Consider the following 21,659-nt stretch of genomic DNA (forward strand, 5'->3'; position numbering starts at 1 on the left):
CAGCGGGGCAAGGTCTGTCTCATCCGCATGCGCCCGCCTCATCGACGCCTGGCGCGCGCATGAAAGGCAGGAAGCCCTGCAACCAGACCCAGAAGCTCGCCGCCCACAAAGCGGCGCTGAGGCCATGGTGATAGGGCGATAATGTTGCGGCAAAATCGAATTCCGGCAGGATGCGCACCAGCCCGGCCATCGCCATCAGAAGGGCGGCCACATGCGCCTGCCATGGCAGATGCGTCAGATTGCGGCCCGTATGCCGCAGCCCGGCAATGATGAAGACGGCCATGATGGCGCATCCCAGCGCCCCGACCGACAGCAGATGCAGCCCTGCGGCGGGCGTGACGGAAAAACCGAGCCGTGTCGCGCCGAGCGCCAGAAAACCCGCGCCCGCAAAGGCGTTGCCGAGGCCAAGCAACAGCACCTCGGTCTTAAAGACGGCACGCCCGATGAACCATTCGGCCAGCCGGTCGAAAAAGGCGGCGCCGGCCGCAAGCGAAAGCCAGGCGCAGACATCGCTCTGCGGAAAGAAAAGTTTCGCCGCCATGTAAAGCGTCACCATGGCGCCCGCCATATGCTGGCGGCCGGGATGGGGCCGGTAAGGCGTGGTCTCGCCGCTCGGATCGAGCGCCAGATTGATGACAACCACATTGATACGCGCGGCGGAAAGCGAAAACAGCACGGTGAAAATGCACAGCGCCGCCTCCAGCAAGCGGGATGCAAGTTCGAGATCGCCGCTCCACCAGGCATAACGCACACCCGCTTCAGCCGCCGTAAACAGAAGAAGCCAGATAAGGAATGCCAGGTGTTTCATCGTGCGCCGCGCCAGCATCGCCCTGCCGATGAGAACAGAGAGCGCGAGCAGAAAGGCGAGATCGAAAAAACCTGCAAACAGGCTCCATGCCTCCATCCCGAGAAGGCCGATAAGGCGGCCCGGCAGCCAGAGACCGGCGAGATGAAGCAGCGTTCGTCCCTGCGCGGGCTTCGTATCCGTCCATTCCGGCACCGCCGAGCCAAGAAAACCGGCAAGCGCCATGCCATAGGTGCCGAAGATCATTTCATGGGCGTGCCATTGCGATGCAGGCACCGTATCGGCGAAAGGCAGTGCATAACCACCGATGACGATCCACAGGAAGGGCCAGCCCGCGCCGTGCAGGGCGGCCAGAGGGAAAAACAGCCGCAGGGCTTCGGAAAGGATGGGGGGCTGCCTCATCGCACCCGCTCCCTTGCTGAAAACAGTTCGGCGAAGGCCGGGCTCTCGGACAGGCGTTCCGCTTCGTCGAAAACCGCACGCGCCATGCGCCGGCCCGGCGAACCCGCGGGCTTATGCGCGGCAACGACTCGGCCATCGACGCCGGAGAGCACGATCAGCCTGTCGGCAACAAGCAACGCCTCATGAAGATCATGGGTGACGAGAAGCGTGGAAAAACCGCGCCGACGGGCGGCGCCCACCAGAAGCTCCTGCAAATGACGGCGCAGGCCGACATCGACGGCGCTGAAGGGCTCATCCAGAAACAGCATGTCCGGCTCCACGGCGAGCGCCCGCGCCACGCCGGCGCGCTGGCGCATGCCGCCGGAGAGTTCCACCGGATATTTGCCGAAATCAGCCGCCTCCAGACCGACCTCCAGCGCAAAAAGGCCCGCCCTTTCGCGCCGCTCCCGTTTTGGCATGCCGGCCGCCGCAAGGCCGTAGGCAATATTGTCGATCAATGTCATCCACGGCAGCAGCCTCGGCTCCTGAAACACCAGACCCTGCCGGCGATAATGGCGGTGCACGCGGCCGCGAACAGGATCGATGATACCAGCCGCGATCTGTAAAATCGTCGTCTTGCCGCTGCCGGAGGGGCCGAGCAGCGCAACGGTTTCCCCCGGCGCTATGCCGAGATCGAAATTCTCGAACAGGCTGCGGCCGAGAAAGGCGTGGCCAACATGCTCGAAACGCAGGATGGAACGGTCGCTCATCGTTTGACACCCCATGGCAGCCCGGCGGCGCGCCAGCGTTCCAGCGCCTCGCGCAGCAGATGCAGCAGGCCGTAATCGGTCAGCAGCGCCAGCGCGACGGTGATGGTGAGCCATGCGCTGACCTGTGCGATATCGAACAGCGCGCGTGCGGTGGCCAGTTCGCCGCCAATGCCGCCGGAATTCGAAAGGAGCTCGGCCATGACGGTTACTTTCCACGCGCTTCCCGCCGTCGTCGTCCAGGCGGGGAAGAGGTAGGAGAGCACATGCGGCATGGTGACGGTGCGCAGCCGGTAAAACCACGGAGCGCCGAAGGCCTGCGCCATCACCTCCAGCTGACGGTCCCGCTTGGCGACACCTTCCAGCGCACCGGCGAAAGACACGGGAGCCGAGGCGATGATGACGGTCATGACAGCCGTGCCCCCCGACGAGCCGAACCAGATGAGCGCAAGGACGATCCAGCCGATGGGCGGCACGCCGAGCAGAACGGTGACGACAGGCTTCATCAAACGCATGGCCGCGAAGGAATAGCCCGCCAGCACGCCCGCCACCGTGCCGATGCCGGCGGCGATGGCGAAACCGGTCAGGGCCCTGACGGCGCTCTGCGACAGGATGGCGAAGAAATCCGGCCGCGCCGCCAGAAGCCCCATTGCCGCGAAGGTCTCTCCCGGCGAAGGCAGGATGAAGGAGCCATAAATCTCATGCCCGGCCTGCCAGGCGGCGAGAAAACAGAAAATGCCTGAAAGCCCGGCCCAGCCCGCCCAGAGATAGCGGCCCATCCAGCCAAGACTTTCGAGAATGCGGTTCATGCCTGCTACACCAGATAAAACCCGTCATCCGGCCGCCGGCCGCCGATAATTGCCGGGTCGGCCCTGGCAAGCTCATCGTAAAACGCCTCGAGATCGGCGCGCGCAGCGCTCGCCTTAAGGGCGCAAAGATGACTTGTCGGAAAGGAAGCGGCGATGATTTCCGGCGGGAAACCCAAGGCATCGGCGGCCGCATCAGCCGCCGTCTTCGGATCGGCCATGGCGCTGGCAAGCGCCGTCTCCATGGCGTCCTGCAAAGCCTCGATGCCGGCCCTGCCGAGTTTTTGCTGGACCGGCGATGTCAAGGCGAGGCCAGCCTGCGGAATTTCAGCCTTGCCGGCCACCTTCGCCCATTCCCGCTGAATATCGATGGTGCGATGGACGGTCATGAAAAAAGACTTCGCCTTGATGAGCACGGCGGTCGCGGCCGGCTCGCTCAGCAGGGCGGCATCCACCCGTCCCGTCAGCAGCAATTGCACGGCTTCCGGCGGCGAGGCGGCATATTCCAGCGTGATGTCGCCGGGCTTCAGGCCGTTTTCGGCAACAAGGCGGCGTAGCACGAAATCGGGCATGTCGTTCTTGAACGGCAAAGCGAGCGTCTTGCCGGAAAGGCTCTGCAGGGAGTTCAGCGTCCCGTCTTTCGAAACGATATAGAGCAGGCCCGTGGTCAGCACGTTCAACAGCCCAAGGCCGAGACCGCGATTATGGAGATTGGCGACGCCGTAGCTCGGCATCACCACCGCTCCCATGGAGCCGGAGGCGACGGCGGCGCGCATTTCGTCCGGCGTTTTCCAGGCTTTGAAAACCGCGCCGGGTGCGACATCCTTCAGGAACCCGCCCTTTACCGCATGGGCCAGCACGGCCGACGGTGCGGCCGGAGGGCCATAAAAGGTGAGCGGCGCTTCCGCCTTCGCAACATGCGGTGCGGCAAGTGTCGCGACCGCGAGCCCGGAAAAGGCCGAAAGAGCCTGACGACGGGTGAGATGGGCCATGGTCCTGATCCTTTCGCGCCGGAAGCGCCATGATGCGCGTGACGCCCGCTCAGACCGTTTTCCGATCCCGGCGCGTCACCACCCCGGAAATGACATTTTGCAAGCGCCCGCTCTTTGCGCAGGATCAAACAGGGCCAAAAACAGGGATTATTCACCCTTCTTGAGTGAGCGCGCGTCCCGCAGGAGCCGCGAGCCCTCCTGAGCGGCGGCGGCGATATCGAGAAACATCAGGCTTGCGGTTTCAACCACGCCTTGATCCACCGTGTCGTCTTCGGCGAAATCGCAGAGCATCTCGGTCAAGAGCGCGATCTTGCGACGCTCCTCGCGGGCGGCGGCCAGAAGCTTGACGATATTGCGCTGGCGCTCGAAATCTTCGAGTTCGCGCAGCGCCTCGTGCACCCTGTCGCGGCAGCTGCAATCAAGCGCGCTCTGCAAGACAATATCGCGCACCAGATGGATTGCCGCCGCGATATCCGCTCCGCCCGGTGCGGCTGCGGGCAGCTTTTGCTCGCTTTGCCCGTTCGTCGTCATGCATTCACCCCATGCGCCGTGTTGCGGGCACGGGCGATCCAGGCCGCCCCCTCCTGCCCGTGGTGAAAACCATTGGAAAAGGGCACGTCCGGATAGATGTGCCCGAGACGTGCAAGACCGTCTTCCGCCTCCCGCCTGCCGGCCAGGACATCGTCATGGATTTGCGCCACCGCGACCATGTCGCAGTCCTGCGGCGACAGCCGGAAGCGGGAAATGCCGGCGGCGGCCAGATCCTGCAATTCGCCAAGCAGCGACTGGCAGGTATGCGACACCGTCTGTACGCCGTTCAGCGCCAGAAACGACTGCCGGTCGAGCGTGCGTACCGGCAATCCATCCGGATCGTCCCCGCAGACGAACTGGCAATTATCCTTGATATTGCCCTTGGCGCGGGCATGGGCGCAGCGCGCCGAAATGGCGAGCGGCAGGCGGCCGAAGGCGAAGATTTCGAAGTCCACATCCGGCGTCTGCGCCACGATGCGCTCCACCGAGGTCATCGGCAGTTCCGGCGGCAGGCATATGGCGCTCGCGCCGCGAGACGACAGCAACCGCGCGGTCGCGGCATTATAGACATTCACCATCGGCCCGACGACATGCGGCGTGCCGTGCAACATGCCGAGCGCGGAAAGATCGTTCGCCTCGACGGGATAGGGACTATCGGCGATCAGGCCTCGCAGGTGGCGGCTTTCCCGCTCCAGCGTCACCAGCGAAAGCGTCGAGAGGATCACCTGTTTTCCCGCACTTTCCAGCCGCTCGATCACCTCTGCCAGATGCGGCTCGGTGAAATGAAACCGTTTGGAGCAGACGGTTTCACCGAGATAGACATGGCTGACGGGCGCTTCATCGGCGATGCGGAAATAGAAATCGCGCCATTTCTCCCCCTGCCAGAGATAGAGGACCGGGCCGAGCGCCAATGTGGCTTTTGCGGGTTTTGCCATCGGCGTCATCTCCAGCGTTTCTCATAAGCGCCGACGGTAGTGCGCTGGCCTTCGCTCAGGAGCCGCAGGCGGGAAAGCATTCTGCCGCGCTCCTCAGCACCGGCGGCAAGCGCCCGGTGCAGGGTGGAAACCACTTCCGCCACATAGGCCTTGCCGCGCTGGCGGCCCTCGATCTTCAGCGCGCTGACCCCTGCCTCGCGCAAGGCATCGATCTGGTCCATCACATCAAGCGACACCGGATCCTCGAAGGCATAGGACCTGTCATCGGCGATCTCGAAACGGCCCTTGCACAGCGTGGGGTAACCCGCCGCCTCGCCGGCCGGAAAACGGTTGATGGTGTAATCGCCAAGTTCCGACACCAGCGCCTGCCCGTCCTGCCGGTAGCGGACGTGGCTTGCCGGCGAGCAGACGCCGTTCATGTTGGGTGACTTGCCTGTGGCGTAGGAAGATAGCGAGCAGCGCCCCTCCGCCATGACGCAGAGACCGCCGAACACGAAGATTTCGATCTCACAGCGGATTTGCCGCGCCAGCCGGGCGATGTCGGGGATAGTCAGGGTGCGCGGCAGCACCACGCGTTTCGCGCCGAAGGCATCGACGAGGAAATTCACCGCGTCCGCATTGGAGGCAGAGGCCTGTACGGAGACGTGGATGCGCTGCTGCGGATGGTGTTCCGCCACATGCGCCATCAGGCCGAAATCGGCAAGGATTAACGCGTCGGCACCTGCCTTCACCGCATCGGCCGCACCGCGATACCAGATATCCTCATTGCCAGCACGCATGAAGGTGTTGAGCGCCACAAAGGTCTGGACATCGCGTTTTTTCGCGTAGGCTATGGCGTCGGCCAGCTCTTCGCGGGAAAAATTGAGGCCGGGGAAATTGCGGGCATTGGTTTCATCACGAAAGCCGCAATAAACGGCATCCGCCCCGGCATCCACGGCCTCTCGGAAGGCGGCGGGCGTTCCCGCAGGACAGATCAGTTCCATGCCGCACCTCCACGCGTTTCGGATAGAACATGGCCGCGCAGGCGGTTCGCAAGGCCCGTTACCATTGGCGCGAAAGGCCCGCCAAAGGCACCGAGATCGCGCGGCAGATCAATGCCGCTATCATCAAGTGCGTTGCGCAGCGCCAGCATCGCCTCCATGTCGCCGGTCACGATGAGATCACGCGAGAAGAACAGCGCATCGGCATCCTGCCGCCCCTCCATCAGCGCCAGCAACATGAAAAGCGGCCCTTCCACCGCCGCATCCACCTTCGGCAGGCGGCCCTTTCTGCTGACGGTGATGGCCGGGCGCGCCGGCTCGACCATGAAGGCGAAGGGCAGATCGACCGGCAGAAAGGCATAGCGTTTGCCGTTATGTTCACCGAGCCGGCCGAACATATCCGGGTGCCGTTTCATGATCTGCGCCAGCATCGCCGCCGTCGCTCGCTGCACCACGGCAAGGGGCAGAAAATTCATGGGGGTAGCGATGGCGGCGGGAAACGGTCTCATAGATGGTCCTGTCAGGTCAGTTGCGGGCAGGAACCTAACCGCAGCACGCCGGCACCGGTTTGAGCGAACGCAAAGACAGAGAGATTTTCGGGTGCGGCTTCACAAAAGCCGCTATAAATCATTCACTTGCGAAGCGAAGGAGGCCGCCCATGTCCGATATAAGGATCAAACGGATTTACGAACCCGCCAGCGACGATGACGGCACGCGCGTTCTGGTGGACCGGCTGTGGCCACGCGGCATGCGCAAGGAAACCGCACAGCTTTCCCTATGGATGAAGGAAATCGCGCCCAGCAACGTATTGCGCAAGAGTTTCTCGCATATGCCGTCACGTTTTGCGGAATTCACCCAACACTATCATGAAGAGCTGGCCGCCAATCCCGATGCCGTGGCGCGCATGAAGGAGCTGATGGCGAAAGGCCGCGTCACGCTGCTTTATGCCGCCCATGATACCGAACACAACCACGCCATCGTTCTCGCCGACTATCTTCGTTTGCACTGAAGCCGCATTTGCGGCAGCGCAAGGACATGCCGCATTGCCGCCTGCAAACAGGCGGCATGAGAGACGAAGAAACAGAAACGAGACCCATCCGCACCGCCGATCTGCACGGTTTCATCCGGCTGCTGGAAGAACGTGGGCAGCTGCGGCGAATTCGCCAGCCGGTCTCGCTGGTGCACGAAATCACCGAAATCCACCGCCGCGTGCTTGCCGGTGGCGGGCCGGCGCTGCTGTTCGAGCAACCCGTCGACCATGAGGGCAAGGTGCGGGCGATACCGCTGCTTGCCAATCTTTTCGGCACGCGTCAACGTATCGAATGGGGGCTGGGGCTTGAGACCGACGGCCTGCCCGCACTTGGACGAAAGCTCGCCGAATTGCGCGAGCCGCGACCGCCGAAATCCATGGCCGAAGCGTGGGGTAAGCTGCCTCTTCTGAGAGCAGCACTTTCCATGCGGCCACGAAACGTCTCGCGCGCGCCGGTGCAGGAAAGGGTACTGACGGGTGACTCAATCGACCTTGCCTGCCTGCCGGTGCAATGGTGCTGGCCGGGCGAGCCGGCCCCGCTCATCACCTGGCCGCTGGTCATCACCCGTGCGCCTGACGATCCCGACGATATCAATGTCGGCATCTATCGCATGCAGGTGCTGGGGCCGGACAGGGTGATCATGCGCTGGCTGGCGCATCGCGGCGGGGCGCATCACCACCGGCTGTGGCAGGCGCGCGGGCTGGATATGCCCGTTACCGTCGCCATTGGGGCCGACCCTGCCACCATTCTTTCCGCCGTGATGCCGCTTCCCGACCAAATCAGCGAGCTTGGCTTCTCCGGCCTGCTGCGCGGCTCGAAAAGCCGCATCGCAAAAGCTTTAACCGTGCCGATGCCGGTGCCGGCCAATGCCGAGATCGTACTGGAGGGCACCGTTTCGGCAACGGAAACGGCACTCGAAGGCCCCTATGGCGACCATACCGGCTACTATAATTCGGTCGAATCCTTTCCGGTCATGACGCTCTCGGCCATCACCATGCGTCGCGATCCGATCTATCTTTCCACCTATACCGGCCGGCCGCCGGATGAGCCTTCGGTTCTCGGCGAAGCCATGCTCGAGATTTTCCTGCCGCTCGTGAAAAAGCAGTTTACGGAAATCGTCGATCTGTGGATGCCGCCGGAGGCCTGTTCCTACCGCGTCATGGTTGCCTCCATCGACAAGCGTTATCCCGGTCAGGCAAAGCGGGTGATGATGGGGCTCTGGTCGATGCTGCCGCAGTTCAGCTATGTGAAGCTCATCATTCTGGTCGATCACGACATCAATGTACGCAGCTGGGCGGATGTCATCTGGGCGCTTTCGACCCGCTTCGACGCCTCGCGCGATGCAACGATCATCAACGATACGCCGATCGATTATCTCGACTTCGCCTCACCGAAAACCGGCCTCGGCGGCAAGATGGGGCTGGACGCCACCCGCAAGCTGCCGCCGGAAACGGAGCGCGAATGGGGCCGCGCGCTCTCCATGACACCTGACGTCATCGCACAGGTGGATCTGATGTGGCGTGATCTCGGCCTTGGAGAACGGCCATGATCCCGTGCCGCGTCGTGGTCGGCGTCACCGGCGCCTCGGGTGCCGGCATCGCCCTGCGCATTATCGAGCGCCTTGCCGGGATGAAAAGCGTCGAAATCCATCTCGTCCTGTCGCAATCCGCCAGACGCACCGTGTTCCACGAGGAAGGGGCGCAAGCCATGGGGCGGATGTTTTCGCTCGCCAGCGTCAATCATGCCGTCGACGATATCGGCGCTGCGATTGCCAGCGGCTCTTTCCCGACGGCCGGCATGATCGTCGCCCCCTGCTCCATGCGCACACTTGCGTCCATTGCAACCGGGCTTTCGGACAATCTCCTTACCCGCGCCGCCGATGTGCATTTGAAAGAACGTCGGAAACTTGTGCTGATGACGCGCGAGACGCCGCTGCATCTCATCCATCTGCGCAACATGTGCACGGTGACGGAGGCAGGTGCGATCGTCATGCCGCCGGTGCCGGCCTTTTATAACAGGCCGCAAAGCGTCGACGATATTGTCGACCAGCTCGCCGCCCGCGCCATCGACCAGCTCGGCATCGCTTCCGCGCCGCAGGCGCCGATATGGCAGCCGTAAGTGGTGAAGACGTCGTGAGCCATCAAAGATAGGCCATCGGGTCAGCACCAAAGAGCGCGGCATGGCCGCCGGCCAGCAGCCACCACACCGTCAACCCTGTCAGCGCTGCGGCTAACAGCATCGGCCCGTCCACGGCGAGGCGCGTTTTGCCTGTGAGAGCCGCCGCGAAGGGAATCGTACCGCTTCCGGCAGCCGCCAAGTTCCACGCATTCCCCAACCTTTTCCGGGCGCGTTTCGCGGTCATGGCCATTCCGCCGAGCGAAAACAGTGCAAAGCCGCCGAACAGGATGACGGAGCGCAGATCGCCATTCGGCACGACATGCCCCAACGACCAGCATAGAAAGCCGACGAGTACCGGGTGCCGCGTGATGCGCACGATTGCCCCCGGTCTATCTCCCTGCCGCACGGAAATGGAGAGCGGATTGACACTGAGAAGACCGGCCAGCACGAAAAACAGCCCAATCGGCGCCGCCAGAAAGGTGACATGCGCCTGCCAGGGCGCGACATCCCAAAGCGGAATATAATCGACCGACAGCGCGGCATAAAATACCCAGCCCAGCGTCAGAAGCGAGACCACGGAATAAGCCCCGAAATAGGCGGGCCTGCCGAGTGCCGCGATCAGACGGCCGCGCACGGCAGGGACGGCGGGAATGGAATGCAGCGCCACGAAAAGCGAAAGAGCGGCGACAAGTTCAAGCATGCGACTGCCTTCTCACTGGTTCAGGAACAGCACAGAAGCAATGGCCACGGAGGCAAGCACGGCGGAGACCGCGCCCATGCGCTGCAATACTCCCATACGGTACAACAGCACCGCAAAGCCAATGATAATAGGGGTTGCGACAATCAGCCCGACCTGCGCGTCGTTCATGGGAAGCTCCATTTTTTGAGAGTTGCGCTTTGTCATGACAATAGGGCTTTGCACGCTCCCTTCTTTGACCGACCGCAAAGAAGCGGGGTTTGAGGACGCCTAAGCGTGGCTTGCTGTTTTACAATTACGGACAAGACCATGGCGATAAATACGGAAGAGGAAAGCGGAAACCTGCTTTTGTGGATTCTGGTCTGGAGCGAACTTGCCGCTTTCGGCGCGCTGACCGGCGCCTTCATCATTGCCTTCGCCCTCAATCCCGAGGCCTTCGCCGCCGCGCGCCAACATCTGCAGCCGCAGCTTGCCGGTCTCAATACGCTGATTTTGCTGGCGAGCGGCTGGCAGGCGGCCGTTGCGGCCAGCCGCTACACCGCGCTGGCGGGCAAAAGACGGGCACTTGTGCTTGCCGGCCTGCTGGGCTTCGCTTTCGTCGGTGTAAAACTCTATGAATATTCCACCGAAATCGCCTTCGCCTCCGATCCCGCCTATGGCGCTTTCTTCGAGCTCTATTTTCTGCTCACCGGCTTCCACCTGCTGCATGTCGTCTTCGTGGCCGCGCTGCTGTTTCTCGTCGCAGTCTTCCCCAAAAACGAGAACGTCACGCTGGTGACGACGCTGTGGCATGTGATCGATCTGGTCTGGATCGTCATTTTTCCCATCGTCTATCTGGTTTGACAATCATGATCCACCGCACCTCCCGCCAGCTTGCAAGAAGTTTTGCAGCACTCGCCATTCTTGTTCTTGCCGGTACGGCCGTCGTGACATCTTGGAAAGCGGCGCTTCTGCCGCCGGTCGCCGCCGCCTGCCTGATGCTGCTTTTCGCGCTCCTGAAATCCAGACGCGTCATCGACGATTTTCTGGGTTTTGGCGAAGAGCGAGGCCTGCTGCGCACAGCACTTCTGGCATGGCCGGCCATCTTTGCCGCCGCAGCCCTGTTGCGGGCGTTTCTGCAGGGCATTTTGTCGCTCTGAAAAGGCGGACCACACCACCTCTCCACTTGTTTGCCAAATGGCAAAGAACGCCGGCGGCCAGCGGCTAGAAAGGGGCGAGACCCGAAGCATGCTGGCAAATCCCGGCAAGAGGGTTCGATCAAGCCAGTCCGCATAAGCGGTCTTCCGGATGGAAAGGACCATTGGCATGGCAGAACGCCTGACCAAAACAGGAGCGCGAAACGTCTTTTACGGCGGCTCCATCTTCTTCTTCGCCATATTCGTCGGGCTGACGGCCCATAGCCATTATTACATGCGCACCACCTCGACGGATGAAAGCACGCTGACGGAAAGCGTCGCGCGCGGCAAACATGTGTGGGAGAAAAACTCCTGCATCAACTGTCACACGCTGCTCGGCGAAGGCGCCTATTTCGCGCCCGAACTCGGCAATGTCTGGAAGCGCTATGGCGGCGTGGAAGACAAGGAGGCGGCGCGCGATTCCATCAAGGCGTGGATGGCCGCCCAGCCCACCGGCATCGAAGGCCGCCGCCAGATGCCGCAGTTCAATCTCACCGAACAGGAACTCGATGATCTGGTCGACTTCCTCGAATGGACGAGCCGGATCAAGACACAGAACTGGCCGCCGAACGATGCGGGTTGAGGCTGACGGCAAGGAGATGACGAGATGAAATACCAGACGCAAAAAGTCGCCATGCTGTATTTTTACGGCGCAATCGGGCTGTTCGTGGCGCAGATCCTGTTCGGCGTCGTCGCCGCCACGATCTACGTACTGCCCAATACGCTTTCCGAGCTTCTGCCCTTCAACATCGTGCGTATGATCCACACCAATGCACTGGTCGTGTGGCTGTTGATGGGCTTCATGGGCTCGACCTTCTATCTTCTGCCGGAAGAAACGGAAACCGAGCTTTACAGCCCGAAACTCGCCATCGCGCAGTTCTGGATCTTCCTGGTGGCCGCCGCCGTTGCCGTGGTCGGATATATGTTCCGCATCCACGAAGGCCGCGAATTCCTCGAACAGCCCTTTGCGATCAAGGTCGGCATCGTGCTTGTCGTGCTGATGTTCCTGTTCAACATCACCATGACGGCGCTGAAGGGCCGCAAGACCACCGTCATCAATATCCTGCTCTTCGGTCTCTGGGGTCTGGCGATCTTCTTCCTCTTCGCCTTCTACAACCCCATGAACCTGGCGCTCGACAAGATGTACTGGTGGTACGTCATCCATCTGTGGGTGGAAGGCGTGTGGGAACTGATCATGGCCTCGATCCTCGCCTTCCTGATGATCAAGCTCAACGGCATTGACCGCGAAGTGGTGGAAAAATGGCTCTATGTCATCGTCGGCCTTGCCCTCTTCTCGGGCATTCTCGGCACCGGCCACCATTATTACTGGATCGGCGCGCCGGGTTACTGGCAGTGGATCGGCTCGCTGTTCTCGACGCTGGAAGTGGCCCCCTTCTTCACCATGGTCATCTTCACCTTCGTCATGACCTGGAAGGCCGGCCGCAAGCATGAGAACCGCGCAGCGCTTCTGTGGTCGATCGGCTGCTCGGTCATGGCCTTCTTCGGCGCCGGCGTCTGGGGTTTCCTGCACACGCTGTCTTCGGTGAACTATTACAGCCACGGCACGCAGCTCACCGCCGCCCACGGCCACCTCGCCTTCTTCGGCGCTTATGTGATGCTGAACCTTGCCATGATGGCCTATGCCGTGCCGGAAATGAAGAAACGTGCGCCGTATAATCAGTGGCTTTCGATGACGAGCTTCTGGGTCATGTGCACGGCCATGTCGGTCATGACCTTCGCGCTGACCTTTGCCGGCGTGGTGCAGATCCAGCTTCAGCGGGTCATGGGCGAAAGCTTCATGGATGTGCAGGACCAGCTGGCGATCTTCTACTGGATCCGCCTCGGCTCCGGTTTCGCAGTTCTCATTTCGGCAATCATGTTCATCTGGGCAGTCCTGGTGCCGGGCAAGCAGAAACAGGGCGACGTTGCCCGCCTCGTGCAGCCCGCCGAATGAGAAACGGACCGGCTCTCCTTTTCCCCCGGAGAGCCGGTCCTTACCATCAACCATGGAGATGACGATGAATACGATTTTCCGCCCCGCGCCGCAGCCTTTGCCGGACGCGCCGTTCTACACACCGCTCGGCAATGAATGCACGCTGTTCGAAAGCGCCTGGGTGCGGCAATTGCCGCTTCTGCTAAAAGGTCCGACCGGTTGCGGCAAGACCCGTTTCGTCAGCCATATGGCAGCGAAACTCGGCCTGCCGCTTTCCACCGTTTCATGCCACGACGATCTTGCCGCCGCTGATCTGACCGGCCGTTACCTGCTGAAAGGCGGCGAAACCGTGTGGATGGACGGCCCGCTGACACGATCCGTGCGCCAGGGCGGCATATGTTACCTCGACGAGATTGTGGAAGCGCGCAAGGATGTGGCCGTTGTGCTGCATCCGCTCACCGACGACCGCCGTATCCTGCCGCTGGAGCGCACCGGCGAGGTTCTGGAAGCGCCCTCCGGCTTCATGCTCGTCGTGTCCTATAATCCCGGCTATCAGAACCTTTTAAAGAGCCTGAAACCCAGCACCCGCCAGCGCTTCGTCGCCATTGAATTCGATTTTTTGCCGAAGGAGCAGGAGATTGCCGTCGTTTCGCATGAAAGCGGGCTGGATGCGCGCGATGTCGAGCCGCTCGTCGATCTCGCCCACCGGCTGCGCGGCCTGAAAGGCCACGATCTGGAAGAAGGCGTCTCCACCCGCCTGCTCGTTTATTGCGCCAGCCTCATCGATACCGGCCTTCCCGCCCGTCAGGCCGTGCGCGCGGCGATGATCGAACCGCTGACCGACGAGCCGGATGTGAAGGCCGCGCTGCATGAAGTCGCGGATGCGGTCATCCGATAAGGCACATTTATATCCATATCTGAATGCGCGGTATTACCCGCGCATTCCGGCTCGATGCCATGAGGATAAACCATGCTGGATTTTCTGGAACTGGAAGAAACCGTCGGCCGCGCCTGGCACAGGCTGATCGGCGAAACCGGCACATGGCTGCGCTTTCCCGATCACGCCGTCAGGCTGGAAGACATGCAGACCGTGCTGGCCATATGTTTCCGCGGTTTTGGCGGTGAACACGCGGTGCAGATCGCCCCGGCGCGCGCCCGCACCTCCACACACCGGCTGAGGCTTCGCCAGCGCATGGGTCTCGGCGAAGAAAAGCTTGCTCAGCCCGGCCGCGATCATGCCACGCTGATGCTGCCGCCAGTGCTCGATCTATTTCCCGACCGCCACCTCAATCGCGATCTTTATCTCTGGCTCGCCGCCGCCATGGCGTTGATGCCGCTTGAACCAGTCATGGCTGCCGACCCGTTGCGCAACGATCTTGCCCGGCTCAACCGCGCCGCGGAACTGGCCGAGACCGTAACCCGTACTTTTCCCGGCATGAAGACCCGCTATCGCCGGCTTTGCGCCGCCATGCTCGCGGTGCGGCAGAAGCGGCCGCTGCCGCAGGCGGAACAGCAGGTGGAACAGCGGGTGCTTTCCATGCTGGCCGATGCAGCAGGGATTGAAGGCTATCCGCCGCCCGTCGGTCTTCTAGCCAAAGCGCCGCCGCGTTATCTGCCGATGCTGCCTGTTCCGCTCTGGCCGGACACGCTGCTGCGCGAAACATCCGAGGCCAGGCAAAGCGAAGACCAGCCGGCGGTGAGCGCAGCACCACAGGGAGCGGAAGCGGCCCGTCATATCGCCGTGCGCGAAAAGACAGAGAACCGCCAGACCGAACGCAGCCCCTTCATCCTCAACCGTTTCGAAAAAATCCTAGCCATGGCGGAGATGGTCAATGTCGACCGTCCCGGGGACGACAGCGACGATGCCGATGGCAGTGCAGCCGACGAGCTGGATGACATGACGCTGGGTGAAAGAAAAGGGCGGCCTTCCGCCCGCTTCCGCTTCGATCTGGACCTGCCGCCCGAAGCACTGAACCATACCGCGCTGACGGCAGAGCTCACCTATCCCGAATGGGATTATCGCAGCGTTACCTATCTCGCCGATCATTGCCGGGTCATCACCGGTCCGGCGAAAGACGCGGAGACGGTACCGGAACCCGACCCGCACACCAAAAGCCTCATCCGCCGGGTCAGGCGGCAATTCGAGGTGCTGCGGCCACGCCACGAGATGCTGCGCGCCCAGCTTGACGGCAACGATCTCGATCTTGACGCCGTGGTTCGCGCCAGAAGCGATATCGCCGCCGGCGGACAGGGCAGCGACCGCCTCCATATGGCCAGCCGCCCGCAGGCGCATGATCTCGCCGTAACGATCCTCGTTGACGTATCGCTTTCGACCGATGCCTGGTTCGACAATCGCCGGGTGCTCGATGTGGAAAAGGAAGCCCTGCTGGTGCTTGCGCACGGGCTTTCCGCCTGTGGTGACAGTCACTCCATCCTGACCTTCACCTCCCGCCGCCGTTCCTGGGTGCGGGTGGAAACGGTGAAGGATTTCGATGAGCCGATGGGCCACGCTGTCGAGCGGCGCATTGCGGCGCTGAAGCCCGGCTTCTACACCCGCATCGGCCCCGCCATCCGCCATGCCAGCGCCAAGCTGCGTGAGAGGCCGGAGCGCCGCAAGCTGCTTCTGCTGCTGACGGACGGGAAACCGAACGATGTCGACCACTATGAAGGCCGCTTCGCCATCGAGGACAGCCGCCGCGCGGTCTCCGAAGCGCGACGCTCGGGCGTCAGCGTCTTCGGCGTAACGGTCGACAGCAAGGCGCAGTCCTATATTCCGGCCATGTTCGGCCAGAACGGTTATGCCATCGTCAACAGGATCGCCAAGCTGCCATCGGCGCTGCCGGCAATCTATCGCAGCCTTGCCGGCTGACGCATGTCGCGCAGACAGACCTGACGAATCTCAGGTTTGTTTGCGCGGCGACAATGTCTCTCGACGGCACGGCGGATAGGTTTTTCCAGTCCGCCGGCCGGCCGCACCGCCGGACATCATTCCATCCGCGGCCATGGAGCCAGCCTATGTCCGAAGCCCAAACCGCAACCAATATAGATGTGCGCATCATTCCGCATCGCGAACGTCATCCGCGCATTTTCGGTGCGCTCGGCGCGTTGACCGAGGGTCAATCGCTGCAGATCACCAGCGATCACGACCCCCGTCCGCTGCTTTACCAGCTGGCCACCAATTTTCCCGGTCAGTTCGGCTGGGAATATCTCGAACAGGGCCCGGAAGTCTGGCGCCTCGATATCGGCCGCCTGGAAGAACAGGCCGAAGGTTCCGAGGACGATATGTCCGGCTGCGAATGCTGCTGCGGATCCGAACATTGACCCCTGCCCCGGCCGTGTGGTGAAAAGACCTCTGGCGGCCGGCCCTTGCCGCCGCCAGCCGACAGATGAGGTGATGCAATGACGGAAATGATCAGGGAACTCGATGTCCGGCCGCTTTTGCTGAGCGGAGGCGAGCCCTTTCCGGCCATCATGGAAGCCGTGGCCGGACTTGCGCCGGGTGAGGCGCTGCGATTATACGCCACCTTCCGGCCCGTTCCGCTGTTCAAGGTGATGGCAGAGCGCGGTTTCGACCATCAGGTGAGGGAAATCGGCGGCGGCGACTGGGAAGTGCTGTTCACACCACAATCCACTGAAGCGGAGCAGATTTCTGTTTCACCGGCGCTTGCGGGCAATGCTGAGGAGCCGCAGATATGGCCAGACCCGGTCATCTATCTCGATCTCAGCGACGAAACGGCCGAAGGCCAGGCGAGCCGCACGCTTACAGCACTCGACCGCCTTCCGCCGGGCGCCGTGATCTTCGTGCTGATGCCGCAGGAGCCGACCTTTCTTTACCCGGAGCTTCTGGCACGGGGTCATCAATGGGCCGGCAATTTCGACGAGGCGCGCACGGCGTTTCGCATCTTCATCCGCGCCGGTGCCGGCGCGCATTAAGCCGGATATCAAATCCCTCGATAACGAAACGCCCCGGAAATTGCTTCCGGGGCGTTTCGTTTTGGCGGCGTCGCAAGCAATCTAGGCTTTCAGCGGTTTGCGCTCGCGCATCAGGATCGGCCCATATTCAACGCAGAAGAGACCGAAACCCACGATCCAGAAGAGCGCCGAGCAAGCGTAGAGATGCATCATCGCATCAGGGAAGAACTCGGCTGCCGGTCTCAGCAGCGCGCAGGCGATCAGCGCCACGTAAGCGGCGATGGTGACCCTGCTGGCCGCGAGCTTGCGCCCGGTATGGCCAAGGCTCGCTCTTGTCATCACCGCAAGCATCATGCAGCCGATAACGCCTACGGTGAAGACATGCAGGACCGAGCGCGTATCCATCACGTCAATCGCGGCCAGCGCTATGGTGATGAAACCGGCGGGAATGAAGGCATAGGCGACATGCAGCACCACCAGCACCTGCTCCGGCCACGTCGTCCAGCCGCGCCAGCGGATAAGACGCACGGCGTGCATGAAAGCCGCCAGAAGCGCCGTTGGTACGGCCACGATGCTCCCTGGCTCTATTGTCCAGACGGCCAGCGCCGCGATACCGGTCAGGATGGCTGCGGTGTCGAAACCGTTATAGGGGACTGGAAAATCCGTGCGGCCGAAACGGTTCAGCCAGTTGCGGGTAAAACTCGGCACGATGCGGCCGCCGACGATGATGACAAGCACGGTATAGGCAGAGACCGCAAGGCGGGTCGCGATCTGGCTATGATCGCCCCCAATCGCTGCAACGTGGAATACGATGTTGGCGACGGAAAGCGCCAGCAGCCCGCCCAGCACCTTCAGGTCCTTCCATTTGCGCCCGGCAATGACCTCACGCGCGCAGATCGCCAGAAGCGCCGGCAGGAAAAGCCCGTCCACGGCTGCGGCGGTGACCACGCCCACCTGGTCCGGCACAAGCAGGAAAAGCCGGCCGGCGCACCAGAGCGCAAACAGCCACACCAGCGGTTTGCCCGATACCGGCAGCCGCCCCGTCCAGTTCGGCACAGCGGTCAGAAGAAAGCCCGCCAGCACTGCCGAAGCGAAACCGAACAGCATCTCATGGGCATGCCAGTTCGGTGCGCCATAATCCCCGCCGAGGTCGATGAAGCCCGAAAGGGCTGCGATCCACAACACCATCGCCACGATGGCCCAGAGGGCGCCGCCGAGGAAAAACGGCCGGAAGCCGTAAGAAAAGATAACCGGGCCGGTGCGCGCCAGCCCTCTTGGAATGCCGCCCTTTGGCCGGCTGCGCCCTTGGGTGAGAACGGTTTCGCTGCCACTCATTATAATGCTCCTTGCTTGGTCTTGACATATGTCTAGACGCAAGCCCGTCCGGCTTCTTTGCGAACAGGCAAAGAGGCGGTGCGACGCTTCCTCACCGGCCTTCAGCCGCCTGCCAAAATGTCGCAGGGTGCCGAAAGCGAAGTTTGCTCCATCTCAAATTGTATTTCCGCCCCTCCGCTACAAATGCGGTGACAGAGCGAAACATGCTCTGCCCCAAGAGGGATAGGAGAAGAATGATGACGGAAACCTTCCACATCACACGGCGTAATATTCTCGCAGGCGCAGCATTTGCAGGGGCTATAGCTCCCGTCATCATGCCATCGGCAGCGAGCGCGGCAGAGGAAAAGAAGGCCGCAGCCAAGCCATTGACGAGCGCGGAGATTGCAGCGCTACCTCGCGTAAAGGTTGATCTCGTCAAACCGCCCTTCGTGCACGCCCACACGCAGAAAGCCGAAGGTGGACCGAAGATCGTCGAGTTCACGCTGACGATCAAAGAGCAGAAGATGGTCCTTGACGACAAGGGCACCGAGGTCCACGCTATGACCTTCAACGGTTCGGTTCCCGGGCCTCTGATGGTGGTGCATCAGGACGACTATGTCGAACTGACCCTCATCAACCCTGATAGCAACGAGCTGCAGCACAATATCGATTTCCACTCGGCCACCGGCGCGCTCGGCGGCGGCGGGCTCACCATCGTCAACCCCGGTGAAAAAGCGATCCTGCGCTTCAAGGCCACCAAGGCCGGCGTCTTTGTCTATCACTGCGCACCTCCCGGCATGGTGCCCTGGCACGTCACCTCGGGCATGAATGGCGCGATCATGGTGTTGCCGCGAGAGGGCCTGACGGACGGCCACGGCAAGGAACTTGTTTATGACAAGGTTTATTATGTCGGCGAGCAGGACTTCTACATCCCGCGCGACGAGAACGGCAATTTCAAGAAATATGAAAGCGCCGGCGACGCCATGGCCGACACGCTGGAGGTGATGCGCAAGCTGACGCCGAGCCACATCGTCTTCAACGGCGCAGTCGGCGCCCTGACGGGGGAACATGCTCTTCAGGCCGCCGTTGGCGAGAAGGTGCTGATCGTCCATTCGCAGGCAAACCGTGATACCCGTCCGCACCTCATCGGCGGCCATGGCGATTATGTCTGGGCGACGGGCAAGTTCCGCAACCCGCCGGATCTTGACCAGGAAACCTGGTTCATCCCCGGCGGCACGGCGGGTGCGGCCTTCTATACCTTTGAGCAGCCCGGCATCTATGCCTATGTCAACCACAACCTCATCGAAGCCTTCGAACTGGGCGCGGCCGCCCACTTCAAGGTGACGGGTGAGTGGAACAACAACCTGATGCAGGCGGTGCTCGCCCCGTCGAGCATCTGACGCAAACCGGAGCGCGCCGCGAGCAGGTGCGGCGCGCTCCCCCTTCTGCTTTGCGGCCTGAAAGCAGGCCCGAACTCTGGCGTCTTCTCGACGCAGGCAGGTTCCCATGGGCATTCCCGGCAACAGCCATTTCCCAAATGCCGTCTCGCTTCTTCTCCCGCTCTCGCTTGCCACGCTGCTGGCAACGGCCATCGGTTTCCAGTCCGGGATCATCCGCAGCGGCGCCGATCCACGCGCCGCCATGACGGCACCACAGGTCGTTACAGTGCCCGCCGGACATTTCACCTACCGGGCGGAGGGCGAATATTTCCGCAATGGGTATGCTGTCGATGCGCCGATGGTTGACGTAACGATGCGGCAAAATCTGACGATCATGAAATATCAGGTATCGAGCGCGGATTATGCGCGCTGCGTCGCAGACGGCGGCTGTCAACAGCCGGAACCCGGCTTTGCCGCTCCGGTCGGTGGCGCGATACCGGCAACCGGCATCAGCCAGGATGACGCCCGCGCCTATGCAAAGTGGCTGAGCGAGCGGACAGGCGAGGTCTGGCGCCTGCCGAGTGACGCTGAACTGGCCTTCGCCGCCGGGTCGCTTTTCCCGGATGAGACGCTCGGTGTGGCTGCGGACACTGAAAACCCCGCTTTGCGCTGGCTGGCGGATTACGAGCGGCAGACCAGCCGCAAGGCCTCGGGCAATCCCGTTCCGCAATCCTATGGCAGCTTCGGCGAAAACGAATATGGCCTTGCTGATTTCGGCGGCAATGTCTGGGAATGGACCTCGAGTTGCAGCCGCCGCGTGACACTCGGCAAGGATGGCGAGGTAGTCGATACCGTCGCCTCCTGCGGCATTCCCGTCGCCTCGGGAAAACACCGGGCGGCGATGAGCGCCTTCGTCAAGAACCCGAAGAGCGGCGGCTGCGCCGTCGGCGTGCCGCCGGATAATCTGGGTTTCCGGCTGGTGAGGGATACGCGCTGGTATGCGCCGCTTCTCGAAAAGCTTGGCGCAACCGCTCTATTTTCTTGATAATCGTCAATAAAAACAATCGGTTGATTCATATCATTTGATCTTCTTCAGCCCGTGATAGTGCTGTATTGTGAGGATACAGAAGAGGCCGACACCCGGGTGCCCATTGCGGGAACCAGGGCGGCGGCCAATCACCGGAGAGGGTGCAAGTGAAGATTGACCGAAGCGTCATCCGGTCGCTGGCCTTGTTTGCCAAGATGGCCGACGATGAGCTGGACGGGCTGCTGACCCACGCCACATCCCGGCTGGTGCCGCCGGGCGAAGCCATTTTCGAGCAGGGCCAGCCGGCCACGCATTTTTTCCTGCTCATTCACGGCCGCCTGAAGGTGACGCAGGTGACCCATGACGGCCAGCAGATCATCGTGCGCGTGGTGCATCCCGGCGATCTCTTCGGTTTTGCCCGGGCGCTGCAAAGGTCCGATTATCCCGGCACCGCCACGACGGCTGCCGAAAGCGTGATACTCTCCTGGCAAACCGATCTATGGCCGCAATTCGTCGAACAGAACCCGCACCTCGCCGTCTCCGCCATGCAGACCATCGGCCAGCGTCTCGAGGAAGCCCATACACGTATCCGCGAAATGTCGACGCAGGAAGTGGAGCGCCGGGTAGCCCACGCCGTGCTGCGCCTCTCCCAACAGGCGGGCCGCAAGGAGCTGGACGGTATCCGCATCGACTTTCCAATCTCGCGACAGGATATAGCCGAAATGACCGGCACAACACTGCACACCGTTTCCCGCATCCTCAGCAGTTGGGAGAGCAAGGGGCTGGTGCAGGGCGGGCGGCAGAAGCTTCTGGTCTGCAATCTGCCGGGCCTCGCGCAGCTGGCAGAGGGCGAAGTGAGCCAGGTCTAGCGCGCAG

The 21,659-nt window shown here is 62.1% G+C and carries 25 protein-coding genes; 14 read left to right on the top strand and 11 right to left on the bottom strand.

Translation table 11 applies throughout. From position 1 onward, the window contains the following. Window positions 1-19: 19 nt before the first annotated feature. From BTE54_RS17070 to BTE54_RS17105, 8 genes are all read right to left on the bottom strand, one after another. The gene (locus BTE54_RS17070; RefSeq protein WP_078053273.1) at window positions 20-1,207 is read right to left on the bottom strand and encodes an NnrS family protein; all 1,188 of its coding nucleotides are present in this window, start codon (window positions 1,205-1,207) and stop codon (window positions 20-22) included. Beyond that, the gene (locus BTE54_RS17075) at window positions 1,204-1,956 is read right to left on the bottom strand and encodes an ATP-binding cassette domain-containing protein (RefSeq protein WP_078053274.1); all 753 of its coding nucleotides are present in this window, start codon (window positions 1,954-1,956) and stop codon (window positions 1,204-1,206) included. Before BTE54_RS17075 ends, BTE54_RS17070 begins: the two co-directional genes overlap by 4 nt. Beyond that, window positions 1,953-2,762, bottom strand: coding sequence for an ABC transporter permease (locus BTE54_RS17080; RefSeq protein WP_078053275.1), 810 nt, complete (start codon window positions 2,760-2,762; stop codon window positions 1,953-1,955). Before BTE54_RS17080 ends, BTE54_RS17075 begins: the two co-directional genes overlap by 4 nt. A gap of 5 nt (window positions 2,763-2,767) precedes the next feature. After that, window positions 2,768-3,751, bottom strand: coding sequence for an ABC transporter substrate-binding protein (locus BTE54_RS17085; protein ID WP_078053276.1), 984 nt, complete (start codon window positions 3,749-3,751; stop codon window positions 2,768-2,770). A 147-nt stretch (window positions 3,752-3,898) separates the two neighbouring features. Continuing rightward, window positions 3,899-4,282, bottom strand: a complete 384-nt coding sequence (locus BTE54_RS17090) for a hypothetical protein (protein WP_078053277.1) — start codon at window positions 4,280-4,282, stop codon at window positions 3,899-3,901. Beyond that, window positions 4,279-5,217 carry a U32 family peptidase gene (locus BTE54_RS17095; protein WP_078053322.1) on the bottom strand — a complete coding sequence of 313 codons (939 nt, stop codon included), beginning with the start codon at window positions 5,215-5,217 and terminating at the stop codon, window positions 4,279-4,281. Before BTE54_RS17095 ends, BTE54_RS17090 begins: the two co-directional genes overlap by 4 nt. A gap of 5 nt (window positions 5,218-5,222) precedes the next feature. Further along, window positions 5,223-6,200 carry a peptidase U32 family protein gene (locus BTE54_RS17100; protein WP_078053278.1) on the bottom strand — a complete coding sequence of 326 codons (978 nt, stop codon included), beginning with the start codon at window positions 6,198-6,200 and terminating at the stop codon, window positions 5,223-5,225. Further along, window positions 6,191-6,706: an SCP2 domain-containing protein gene (locus tag BTE54_RS17105; protein WP_078053279.1), complete on the bottom strand. Its 516-nt coding sequence runs from the start codon at window positions 6,704-6,706 to the stop codon at window positions 6,191-6,193. The genes BTE54_RS17100 and BTE54_RS17105 overlap by 10 nt, the downstream gene beginning before the upstream one ends. Window positions 6,707-6,855: 149 nt before the next feature. On the opposite strand from BTE54_RS17105, the gene BTE54_RS17110 reads away from it, so the two are divergent. Genes BTE54_RS17110 through BTE54_RS17120 form a run of 3 tightly spaced genes read left to right on the top strand, consistent with a single transcriptional unit; the run spans window position 6,856 to window position 9,346 of the window. After that, a complete protein-coding gene (locus tag BTE54_RS17110; RefSeq protein WP_078053280.1) occupies window positions 6,856-7,206 on the top strand; it encodes a DUF488 domain-containing protein in 351 nt (116 codons plus the stop codon). A gap of 56 nt (window positions 7,207-7,262) precedes the next feature. Beyond that, the gene (locus BTE54_RS17115; protein WP_198939176.1) at window positions 7,263-8,777 is read left to right on the top strand and encodes a UbiD family decarboxylase; all 1,515 of its coding nucleotides are present in this window, start codon (window positions 7,263-7,265) and stop codon (window positions 8,775-8,777) included. Then, window positions 8,774-9,346 (top strand): UbiX family flavin prenyltransferase, encoded by a 573-nt coding sequence (locus BTE54_RS17120; RefSeq protein WP_078053281.1) that lies wholly within the window; start codon window positions 8,774-8,776, stop codon window positions 9,344-9,346. Before BTE54_RS17115 ends, BTE54_RS17120 begins: the two co-directional genes overlap by 4 nt. Window positions 9,347-9,368: 22 nt before the next feature. Here the strand turns inward: BTE54_RS17120 and BTE54_RS17125 are convergent, their stop codons facing one another. Both BTE54_RS17125 and BTE54_RS17130 read right to left on the bottom strand, forming a co-directional pair. Beyond that, a complete protein-coding gene (locus BTE54_RS17125; RefSeq protein ID WP_078053282.1) occupies window positions 9,369-10,046 on the bottom strand; it encodes an NnrU family protein in 678 nt (225 codons plus the stop codon). 12 nt (window positions 10,047-10,058) lie between these two features. Beyond that, a complete protein-coding gene (locus BTE54_RS17130; RefSeq protein ID WP_003520964.1) occupies window positions 10,059-10,214 on the bottom strand; it encodes a hypothetical protein in 156 nt (51 codons plus the stop codon). Window positions 10,215-10,352: 138 nt separating this feature from the next. Between BTE54_RS17130 and BTE54_RS17135 the strand changes: the two genes are divergently transcribed. The 8 genes from BTE54_RS17135 (at window position 10,353) to BTE54_RS17170 (ending at window position 17,084) form a co-directional block, all read left to right on the top strand. Then, complete coding sequence (locus tag BTE54_RS17135; protein WP_078053283.1) at window positions 10,353-10,886, top strand: cytochrome c oxidase subunit 3; 534 nt, start codon at window positions 10,353-10,355, stop codon at window positions 10,884-10,886. Between the two features lie 5 nt (window positions 10,887-10,891). Next, window positions 10,892-11,182 (top strand): hypothetical protein, encoded by a 291-nt coding sequence (locus BTE54_RS17140; protein WP_104679871.1) that lies wholly within the window; start codon window positions 10,892-10,894, stop codon window positions 11,180-11,182. Between the two features lie 166 nt (window positions 11,183-11,348). After that, window positions 11,349-11,801 (top strand): cytochrome c, encoded by a 453-nt coding sequence (locus tag BTE54_RS17145; protein WP_003520968.1) that lies wholly within the window; start codon window positions 11,349-11,351, stop codon window positions 11,799-11,801. A 24-nt stretch (window positions 11,802-11,825) separates the two neighbouring features. Then, window positions 11,826-13,172: a nitric-oxide reductase large subunit gene (locus tag BTE54_RS17150; protein WP_020811069.1), complete on the top strand. Its 1,347-nt coding sequence runs from the start codon at window positions 11,826-11,828 to the stop codon at window positions 13,170-13,172. A gap of 64 nt (window positions 13,173-13,236) precedes the next feature. Beyond that, on the top strand, window positions 13,237-14,049 hold the full coding sequence (locus BTE54_RS17155; protein WP_078053324.1) for a MoxR family ATPase: 813 nt from the start codon (window positions 13,237-13,239) through the stop codon (window positions 14,047-14,049). Between the two features lie 72 nt (window positions 14,050-14,121). Further along, on the top strand, window positions 14,122-16,020 hold the full coding sequence (locus BTE54_RS17160) for a nitric oxide reductase activation protein NorD (protein ID WP_078053285.1): 1,899 nt from the start codon (window positions 14,122-14,124) through the stop codon (window positions 16,018-16,020). Between the two features lie 146 nt (window positions 16,021-16,166). Next, the gene (locus tag BTE54_RS17165; protein ID WP_035257647.1) at window positions 16,167-16,472 is read left to right on the top strand and encodes a DUF2249 domain-containing protein; all 306 of its coding nucleotides are present in this window, start codon (window positions 16,167-16,169) and stop codon (window positions 16,470-16,472) included. 78 nt (window positions 16,473-16,550) lie between these two features. Beyond that, complete coding sequence (locus BTE54_RS17170; protein WP_078053287.1) at window positions 16,551-17,084, top strand: DUF2249 domain-containing protein; 534 nt, start codon at window positions 16,551-16,553, stop codon at window positions 17,082-17,084. 81 nt (window positions 17,085-17,165) lie between these two features. On the opposite strand, the gene BTE54_RS17175 is transcribed toward BTE54_RS17170, so the two are convergent. Then, on the bottom strand, window positions 17,166-18,398 hold the full coding sequence (locus BTE54_RS17175) for an NnrS family protein (RefSeq protein ID WP_078053288.1): 1,233 nt from the start codon (window positions 18,396-18,398) through the stop codon (window positions 17,166-17,168). Window positions 18,399-18,634: 236 nt separating this feature from the next. Here BTE54_RS17175 and nirK point away from each other — a divergent pair, with 236 nt between their 5' ends. From nirK to BTE54_RS17190, 3 genes are all read left to right on the top strand, one after another. Beyond that, the gene (nirK, locus tag BTE54_RS17180; protein WP_078053325.1) at window positions 18,635-19,777 is read left to right on the top strand and encodes a copper-containing nitrite reductase; all 1,143 of its coding nucleotides are present in this window, start codon (window positions 18,635-18,637) and stop codon (window positions 19,775-19,777) included. 106 nt (window positions 19,778-19,883) lie between these two features. Continuing rightward, window positions 19,884-20,801, top strand: coding sequence for a formylglycine-generating enzyme family protein (locus BTE54_RS17185; protein ID WP_078053289.1), 918 nt, complete (start codon window positions 19,884-19,886; stop codon window positions 20,799-20,801). A gap of 149 nt (window positions 20,802-20,950) precedes the next feature. Next, window positions 20,951-21,652, top strand: a complete 702-nt coding sequence (locus BTE54_RS17190) for a Crp/Fnr family transcriptional regulator (RefSeq protein ID WP_078053290.1) — start codon at window positions 20,951-20,953, stop codon at window positions 21,650-21,652. Window positions 21,653-21,659: the final 7 nt, after the last annotated feature.

Origin of the sequence: Agrobacterium sp. YIC 4121 (assembly GCF_002008205.1) — a bacterium.
Taxonomy (GTDB): Bacteria; Pseudomonadota; Alphaproteobacteria; order Rhizobiales; family Rhizobiaceae; genus Agrobacterium; species Agrobacterium leguminum.